This is a genomic window from Neisseria sp. HMSC065D04 (assembly GCF_001815675.1).
Taxonomy (GTDB): Bacteria; Pseudomonadota; Gammaproteobacteria; order Burkholderiales; family Neisseriaceae; genus Neisseria.
Genome location: NZ_KV821509.1, coordinates 23,753 through 31,851, shown reverse-complemented (window position 1 = coordinate 31,851; position 8,099 = coordinate 23,753). Strand labels below are relative to the sequence as shown.

Genomic DNA, 8,099 nt, shown 5'->3' with positions numbered 1-8,099 from the left:
CTTGTCCTGATTTAAAGTTAATCCACTATAAAAGTTTAGACGGGTCGGGTATCTTGCTGGTATGTCCAATGCGGAGTATTCTGTTCGGGCAAAAGAAGCCCGTTGTCGGTCAATTGTCAGCGCGTCCTAACATCACGGCGGTTTTCGTAAAAACCATGTAAACAAACGGCGCATTTTTGCCCAATATAAAGGATATTGATAAAATGACCCGTCCCTGCCGATGGCAGCAGCAGATTCCTCTGCCGCCAAAAGGTCGTCTGAACGGCATCATCAATATAGGTATCTCATGAATAAGAACACTCAATACGGCAAAGGCCTTTTCGGCTTTTTCTTCGGCCTCATCCTCGCCACCGGCGTGATCGGGGGCATCCTGTATTTTCTGAATCAAGACACCCCGAACGCCTTCAAGGGCGCGACCGAGCCTCAAAAACAGCAAACCGAGCCTGAAATCCTCAAGCCGCAGGAAAAATCCAAACCTGAGTCCAAGCCCGCAACTGAAGAGCAGCCTGTCGTCGTTCCCGTAGAGAAAGAGCGTCCGGCAGAAGAAGCCAAGCCCGAACAGAAACGCAGCGAAGCCGACGACGATGCGGCGGCCAAAGAAAAAGAACGCGCAGACAAAGAAGCGAAAGAAAAGGCAGATAAAGCCAAAGCCGAAAAAGAGCGTGCGGACAAAGAAAAAGCGGAAAAAGAGCGTGCCGTCCATGAAGCAGAAGACGAAGCCCGCGAAGCAGAAAAAGCCCTGCGCGAAGCGGAAAAAGAAGACAAAGAATCTGCCGAACGCGAGTTGAGACAAAAACTCGCCGAGAAAAAGGCAGAGCTTGCGAAAAAACGCGCAGAAAAAGAAAAAGCCGACAAAGAAGCCGCCGATAAAGCCAAAAAGGCAGCCGAGTTGACGGATAAACAAAAAGCGCGCGCCGAGCGTAAACTTGCCGAGAAAAAAGCGGCAGAGAAGAAAGCCGCCGAAGCCAAGAAAACCGAAACGGCCAAAACCAACAAACCGACCCCCGAGCAAATCCTGAACAGCGGCAGCATCGAAAAAGCCCGTCAGGAAGCAAATAAAGGCGCGGCGAAAGAAGTGAAGAAAGCCGAGGCGGACAAACAAACCGCCAAAGCCGACAACACCAAAGCCGAAGCCAAAACTGCGGAAGGCGGTAAAAAAATCATCCTGCAAATGGGTTCGTACGCCGACCGCAACAGCGCCGACGCGCAACGTGCCAAACTCGCCATGCTGGGCATTTCGTCCAAAGTGGTCGAACGCACCAACGGCGACAAAACCGTTTACCGCGTACAAAGCAACAGCATGTCGTCTGAAGCCGCGAAAAACATTCAGAAAGACTTGCAAAAACACAATATCAACAGCCTGATGCGTTCGGCTCAATAAGGAGGCGGCAATGAAACGGACAAGCAAACCGGCAGCCGTCCTCCTCAGCCTTGCGCTTGCCTTTTCCGCAAGCGCGCAGGCTGCGGTCGAAGGTGTGGATTACACGGTTTTGAACAAACCGATTCCACAACGAGACGCATCCAAAATCGAAGTTTTGGAATTTTTCGGCTATTTCTGCATACATTGCCAAAACTTTGATCCCGTCTTACTGTCATACAGCAAAACTTTTCCGAAAGACGTTTACCTGCGTACCGAACACGTCGTCTGGATGCCTGAAATGTTGGGCTTGGCGCGGGTTGCCGCGGCGGTTAACGCTTCGGGTTTGAAGTATCAGGCAAACCCCGCTATTTTCAAAGCCGTACACGAACAGAAAATCAATTTGGCGGATACCGCCACTTTCAAAAGCTGGGCGGTGGCACAAAAAAGCTTTGACAGCAAAAAACTGATTGCCGCATACGACGCACCCGCGAGCCTCGCAGCCGCTAAAAAAATGCAAAGCCTGACCGAGACTTACCGTATCGACGGCACGCCGGACGTCATCGTCGGAGGCAAATATCGGGTCATATTCAGCAGCGATTGGGCGCATGGGCAGAAAACCATAGGCGAGCTGATTAACAAAGTCCGCCAAGAGCGTTCCGACAAAGCCACGCGCTGACGGAATTTAGCCAGACAGTTTCGGAATGACCGCAAAAGATAAGGCAGTTTCCGAACTGTCTGTTTGTTTTGGGCGGCGTAAAATCCATAAAAACGATACTGCTGAGGGATGGGGCAAATACCGTCATACCGCAGCAGTTTTCCGATTCTGATACCGCTTCATCCTAAAATCCAGACGGGCAAACGTCGTCTGAAAACCAAAAAAGAAAGCAATATGGACATTTTGACTCTATTAAAGGCCCTGCTTATGGGCATTGTGGAAGGCTTGACGGAATTTCTGCCGATTTCAAGTACCGGCCACTTGATTGTATTGGGCGACTTGCTCAATTTCCACAGCAACGGCAAAGTATTTGAAATCGCCATCCAACTGGGCGCGGTGCTTGCCGTGATTTTTGAATACCGTCAACGTTTTACCTCCGTTTTATCCGGACTGGGCAAAGACCGTGCCGCCAACCGCTTTGTGCTGAACCTTGCCATCGCGTTCGTGCCTGCCGCTTTGATGGGATTTCTGTTTAGAAAACAAATTAAATTATATCTATTTAACCCAAAAACCGTGGCTATCATGCTGGTGTTGGGCGGACTCTTTATTCTGTGGGTCGAAAGACGCCAAAGCAAAGTCAAACCTAAAGTCAAAAGCGTGGATGAAATGCGTCCGATTGACGCGCTTGTGGTCGGCTGCGCCCAAGTGTGCGCGCTGGTGCCGGGGACTTCGCGTTCGGGAAGTACGATTATGGGCGGTATGCTGTGGGGCATTGAGCGCAAAGCCGCGACCGAATTTTCTTTCTTCCTCGCCGTGCCGATGATGATTGCCGCCACCGGCTATGACGTATTCAAACATTACGAACTCTTTACTTTGCAGGATATCGGCCTGATTGCCGTCGGTTTCATCGCCGCTTTCTTGGCAGGTTTCTTGGCGATTAAATCGCTGTTGAAATTCGTGTCCAGCAAAAACTACGTTCCGTTTGCCTACTACCGCATCGTCTTCGGCGGATTGATTCTGCTGACTTCGCATATGGGCTGGGTCAAATGGACTGCATGATGTTAAAGTAGGAATAAGCTGCCCATGATAAAAGGTCGTCTGAAAACCTCGAAAACAAGGTTTCAGACGACCTTATTGATAAGAACTTCAGACAGGATTATTCGATGATTTCGGTGAAAACGACGGTTTTGCCACCGCGGGTAAGCGTGGCGAAGCCGTCCTGAAGCTGCCATATTGTGCTTGCGTTGCGGTATTCCGTGGTTTTGGTCATCGAATGGGTTTGTGTCAGTTTTTCGACCGTACTTCCCTGACGCAGTTCGACCGTCATCGGGCTGTTGCTGTTGACGTAGATGGCGGAGATGCGGCTGCCGTCGGCGGCTTGGTAGCGGATGGCGTTGTTTTGCGCTTCGGCGACGACGGCGAGAGGGGCATCGGGGCGGACGGCTTTATACGAACCGCAGGCGGTACACAGTCCGAGCAACAGCAGGAGGGCGTATCTCTTCATAGCGTCTCAATAATGGTGGTGGGGAATGTGGCCTTCGAGATGGTAACGCGTTCCGCAGTAGGGGCATTCGATGTCGCTGTCGGACTGAATCGGGAGGAAGACGCGCGGATGACCGTTCCAAGTTTCGTGGTTGGGGCCGGAGCAGTGCAGCGGCAGGTCTTTGGGGTAGATAATGACGGTTTCGGTGTTTGCGTTCATGATTTTTCCTTGGTAAGTCCGACCTTATTGTACGATATATCGCCCGCTTGTGCAGCGCAAAAGGTCGTCTGAAAATAGGTTTTGGTTTGATAATGCTTTGGTTATAATGCGGTTTTTATGATGAATCAGCTTTAAATTCACTTTATTTTCAAACGGGCTTTAACATGACGACACTTTTTCGGCAGGATGATTTGAACCCTCAAGATGCGGCAGAATTTCTCTACACATTGAGCGCGGCGTATTTGGATTATACGGATGCGGCAGGCGATGAGGAAATGCGGTGTTTGAACGACGAGCAGCACACGCTGACGGCTTACTGCTATTTGGACAGCCAAGTGCAGGAGGGCGGCTTTGTGCAACTGATTGCGGCGGGTTACGGCGAATATGTGTTCCATAACCCCGTCGCCGACAGCCTGCGCCGCTGGCGGATTAAACCGACGCCTAAGATTTTGGATAAGGCGAAGGCTTTATACGAGCGGGACGGCGCGAAAATCGAGGAGATGGCGGACAGCGGGGCATCTTTGGACGCGATTCGTGCCGAGTTTCCCGATTTTGAGGAATTGGACGGCGAATATTACGAAATCGCGGACGACGATATGGCGGCGGCTGTGGCGTATGTGTTGGCAAATTGGGAGAAGTTTACGGAGATCGCGGATTGAGTGAACGTTAAGAAATATTGAACGGATTTCCCTGTTTGGGAGGTCGATAGCAAAAGGTCGTCTGAAAACCTGATTCGGTTTTCAGACGACCTTTTTTCAGACGACCTTAAGCGTAATGCCGTTCTTCGCCTTTGCCGTCCACATTTTCGGCGCAGCGTTTGCAGATAGTTTCGTGGCCTGCGACTGTGCCGATATCGTGGGTGTAGTGCCAGCAGCGTTCGCATTTTTCGCCGTCGCTGGCTTTGGCGGTAACGGCAAGTTCGCTGCCGGTTTTGACGTCGACTTTGGACACCAAGAGGGCAAAGCGCAATTCTTCTCCTAAGGCGTTCAGGTAGTCGGCGGTGGCTTCCGGCGCAGTGATTTCGGCTTCTGCCTGCAAGGACGAACCGACGGTTTTGTCGGCGCGCAAAGGTTCGATGGCGGCGGTTACGGCTTCGCGGACTTCGCGGACTGCCGTCCATTTTTTCACCAGTTCGGCTTCGGCTTTTTCGTTGATGGGCGGGAATTCGTGCCAGGTGTGGAAGAGGACGCTGTCTTCTTCGCCGCCGCCGATGATGTCCCACGCTTCTTCGCCGGTGAAACACAAAATCGGTGCAATCAAGAGAACCAGGCTGCGCGTGATGTGATACAGGGCGGTTTGCGCGCTGCGGCGGGCGTGGCTGTCGGCTTTGGTGGTGTAGAGGCGGTCTTTCAGGATGTCGAGGTAGAACGCGCCCAGGTCTTCCGAGCAGAAGGCGACGATGTCTTTCACGGCGAAGTGGAAGGCATAGCGCGGATAGAAGTCGCCTGCCAGACGCTCTTGCAGTTGACGCGCCAACACTAAGGCGTAGCGGTCGATTTCGACCATGTCTGCCTGCGGCACGGTGTGTTCGAACGGGTCGAAATCGCTCAGGTTGGCAAACAGGAAGCTCAAGGTGTTGCGGATGCGGCGGTAGCTTTCGGTGACGCGTTTGAGGATTTCTTTGGAAATCGCCAATTCGCCGCTGTAATCGGTGGATGCCGCCCACAGGCGCAGGATGTCCGCGCCGAATTCGTTATAGACTTCTTGCGGCGCGACGACGTTGCCGATGGATTTCGACATTTTGCGGCCGTTTTGGTCAACCACGAAACCGTGGGTCAGAAGCTGTTTGTACGGGGCGCGGCCCATGGAAGAGGCGCAGCCGGTCAGCATGGAGGATTGGAACCAGCCGCGGTGTTGGTCGCTGCCTTCGAGGTAGAGGTCGGCGGGCCAGTCCAATTCTTCGCGCTGTTTCAAGACGGAATAATGGGTCGAGCCGGAGTCGAACCATACGTCCATCGTGTCGGAAAGTTTGTCGTAGTTTTCGCAATCTTCCGCGCTCAACAATTCGCTTTTATCGAGGGAGAACCATGCTTCGATGCCTTTTTCTTCGATACGTTGTGCTACTTTCTCCAAAAGTTCGGCGGAGTTCGGATGCAGCTCGCCCGTTTCTTTGTGGACGAAGAAGGTCATCGGCGTGCCCCAGTAGCGTTGGCGCGAAACAACCCAGTCGGGGCGACCTTCGATCATGGCTTCCAGGCGCGCGCGACCCCAAGACGGGAAGAATTCGGTGTCGTCCACAGCTTTGATGGCTTTATCGCGCAGGGTTTTGCCGTCGCTTCCCGCTTTGTCCATGCCGATAAACCATTGGCCTGTCGCGCGGTAAATCAGCGGGGTTTTGTGGCGCCAGCAGTGGGCGTAGCTGTGTTCGATTTTGCTGCTGGCCAAGAGGTTGCCGGTTTCTTCCAGCCATTGCAGGATGACGGGATTTGCTTCCCAAACGCTCATGCCTGCGACGCGCGGCGTTTCGCTGATGTATTTGCCTTCGGCGTTGACGGGGTTGTAAAGCTCGATGCCGTATTTGTTGCAGACGGCGTAGTCTTCCAAACCGTGCGCGGGGGCGGTGTGTACCAAGCCTGTACCGGCGTCGGTGGTAACGTGTTCGCCGTTGAGCATGAGAATATCGCGTTCGAGGAACGGATGGTTCATGTGCAGGTTTTCCAGCTTGTCGCCGGTGGTTTCCGCGAGGACGCTGAGGTCGTCTGAAACGAAGCCGTAGCGTTTGAGCGTGTCTTCCGCCAAATCTTTCGCCAATACCAATTTGCCTTTGGGCGTATCAATCAGTTGGTAAACCACGTCCGCACCCGCAGATACGGCTTGGCTCGCAGGCAGCGTCCAAGGCGTGGTCGTCCAGATGACGGCGAACGCTTTGCCTTCGATGCCTGCCAAACCGAATGCGGCGGCAAGCGCGGCGGTGTCTTTAAACGGATAGCCGACGTCAATCGCAGGCGATACTTTGTCTTTGTATTCCACTTCCGCTTCCGCCAGCGAAGAGCCGCAGTCCAAGCAGAACTGAACCGGTTTCGCGCCGCGGTAGAGATAGCCCGATTTGTAGATTTCGCCGAGCATACGCACGGTATCCGCCTCGGTTTTGAAATCCATGGTCAGGTAGGGGTTGTCCCAATCGCCCAATACGCCCAGACGGATGAAGTCTTTTTTCTGGCGGGCAACCTGTTCAGCGGCGTATTCGCGGCACAATTCGCGGAAACGCGCTTTGGGCATGTCTTTGCCGTGCAGCTTTTCCACCATCACTTCGATGGGCAGGCCGTGGCAGTCCCAGCCCGGCACATAAGGCGCATCGAAGCCGGCTTGGGTTTTGCTGCGGATAATGATGTCTTTGAGGATTTTGTTGACGGCATGACCGATGTGGATGTCGCCGTTGGCATACGGCGGGCCGTCGTGCAGGATGAATTTCGGACGGCCTTTGGCGATTTCGCGCAGTTTTTGATAGCGTTTGTGCTCGTACCAGCTTTTCAGCCACGCAGGCTCGCGCTTGGCAAGGTTGCCGCGCATCGGAAACGGGCTTTCGAGCAGGTTTACGGTTTTGCTGTAATCGGTCATGTTGTGATTCTCTATGGTTTCGGTATTTCGGTTTCAGACGACGTTTCGCTAAGGTCGTCTGAAAAAATGCAAAGGGCTATTGTAGCCGAATTGTATTGTTTTTATAAGGGGTTCGGGTATGCGGGATGGCAGCGGACAAAGAGAAAGGTCGTCTGAAAACTTGTTTTGTCGAAATGTGACCTATCTGTTTTCAGACGACCTTCCTGACAACTATTTACACACTTTCTTCACAACAAACCTTCCGCCTTAACCCAAGCCAAAATATCGGCTTCTACGGCTTCGGGCGAACCGGGATTGTCGATTTTGACGCCGTATTCGTCTGCGCCGAGTTCTTCCAGGATTTCCAGTTGCGAATCCAGCATACCCGCTTTCATATAATGCCCTTGGCGCGCCATCATGCGCTCGAGGTTGATGGCTTGCGGCGGTGTCAGGTGGATGAAGGCGGTTTTGCCTTGTGCGCCGCGCAGGATGTCGCGGTATTGTCGTTTCAAGGCGGAACAGGTAACGATGGTGTACGCCGCGCCGCTTTGTGCCTGTTCCGTCATCCAGTCGCGCAGGTTGCACAGCCACGGATAGCGGTCTTCGTCAGTCAGCGGGATGCCCGCGCCCATTTTGTCGCGGTTGGCTTGGGTGTGGAAATCATCGCCTTCGGCGTAGGGGCATTGGTCGAGGTGTTTTTGCAGGGACAGGGCGGCGGTGGTTTTGCCGCAGCCGCAAACGCCCATCATCACAAAATGCGTCGTCATGTTCTCTTCCTTTGTTGGATTTGAAAGATATAAGGTCGGGCAGACGGTTTAGAGTGTCTCAAAACCGTTTTCAGACGA

The 8,099-nt window shown here is 53.2% G+C and carries 8 protein-coding genes; 4 read left to right on the top strand and 4 right to left on the bottom strand.

Features of this window, described 5'->3' with window-relative positions:
• Positions 1–286: 286 nt before the first annotated feature.
• The 3 genes from HMPREF3050_RS06235 (at position 287) to HMPREF3050_RS06225 (ending at position 3,074) form a co-directional block, all read left to right on the top strand.
• The gene (locus HMPREF3050_RS06235) at positions 287–1,381 is read left to right on the top strand and encodes an SPOR domain-containing protein (RefSeq protein ID WP_070774103.1); all 1,095 of its coding nucleotides are present in this window, start codon (positions 287–289) and stop codon (positions 1,379–1,381) included.
• A 10-nt stretch (positions 1,382–1,391) separates the two neighbouring features.
• A complete protein-coding gene (locus tag HMPREF3050_RS06230; protein ID WP_070774101.1) occupies positions 1,392–2,036 on the top strand; it encodes a thiol:disulfide interchange protein DsbA/DsbL in 645 nt (214 codons plus the stop codon).
• A gap of 213 nt (positions 2,037–2,249) precedes the next feature.
• On the top strand, positions 2,250–3,074 hold the full coding sequence (locus HMPREF3050_RS06225; RefSeq protein WP_003763369.1) for an undecaprenyl-diphosphate phosphatase: 825 nt from the start codon (positions 2,250–2,252) through the stop codon (positions 3,072–3,074).
• Between the two features lie 97 nt (positions 3,075–3,171).
• On the opposite strand, the gene HMPREF3050_RS06220 is transcribed toward HMPREF3050_RS06225, so the two are convergent.
• A complete protein-coding gene (locus HMPREF3050_RS06220) occupies positions 3,172–3,519 on the bottom strand; it encodes a hypothetical protein (protein ID WP_003763387.1) in 348 nt (115 codons plus the stop codon).
• A gap of 6 nt (positions 3,520–3,525) precedes the next feature.
• Entirely contained in the window at positions 3,526–3,717 is a 192-nt protein-coding gene (locus HMPREF3050_RS06215) for a zinc-finger domain-containing protein (RefSeq protein ID WP_003763364.1), read from the bottom strand.
• 164 nt (positions 3,718–3,881) lie between these two features.
• Here HMPREF3050_RS06215 and HMPREF3050_RS06210 point away from each other — a divergent pair, with 164 nt between their 5' ends.
• Entirely contained in the window at positions 3,882–4,376 is a 495-nt protein-coding gene (locus HMPREF3050_RS06210; RefSeq protein WP_070774099.1) for a DMP19 family protein, read from the top strand.
• 106 nt (positions 4,377–4,482) lie between these two features.
• Here HMPREF3050_RS06210 and ileS read toward each other — a convergent pair whose 3' ends face one another.
• Positions 4,483–7,275, bottom strand: a complete 2,793-nt coding sequence (gene ileS / locus HMPREF3050_RS06205; protein ID WP_070774097.1) for an isoleucine--tRNA ligase — start codon at positions 7,273–7,275, stop codon at positions 4,483–4,485.
• A gap of 227 nt (positions 7,276–7,502) precedes the next feature.
• Entirely contained in the window at positions 7,503–8,021 is a 519-nt protein-coding gene (locus tag HMPREF3050_RS06200) for a gluconokinase, GntK/IdnK-type (RefSeq protein WP_003763385.1), read from the bottom strand.
• Positions 8,022–8,099: the final 78 nt, after the last annotated feature.

Coding starts and splice junctions, on each gene's coding strand:
- HMPREF3050_RS06235 (WP_070774103.1), top strand. CDS start 287: ATGAATAAGAACACTCAATACGGCAAAGGCCTTTTCGGCTTTTTCTTC.
- HMPREF3050_RS06230 (WP_070774101.1), top strand. CDS start 1,392: ATGAAACGGACAAGCAAACCGGCAGCCGTCCTCCTCAGCCTTGCGCTT.
- HMPREF3050_RS06225 (WP_003763369.1), top strand. CDS start 2,250: ATGGACATTTTGACTCTATTAAAGGCCCTGCTTATGGGCATTGTGGAA.
- HMPREF3050_RS06220 (WP_003763387.1), bottom strand. CDS start 3,519: ATGAAGAGATACGCCCTCCTGCTGTTGCTCGGACTGTGTACCGCCTGC.
- HMPREF3050_RS06215 (WP_003763364.1), bottom strand. CDS start 3,717: ATGAACGCAAACACCGAAACCGTCATTATCTACCCCAAAGACCTGCCG.
- HMPREF3050_RS06210 (WP_070774099.1), top strand. CDS start 3,882: ATGACGACACTTTTTCGGCAGGATGATTTGAACCCTCAAGATGCGGCA.
- ileS (WP_070774097.1), bottom strand. CDS start 7,275: ATGACCGATTACAGCAAAACCGTAAACCTGCTCGAAAGCCCGTTTCCG.
- HMPREF3050_RS06200 (WP_003763385.1), bottom strand. CDS start 8,021: ATGACGACGCATTTTGTGATGATGGGCGTTTGCGGCTGCGGCAAAACC.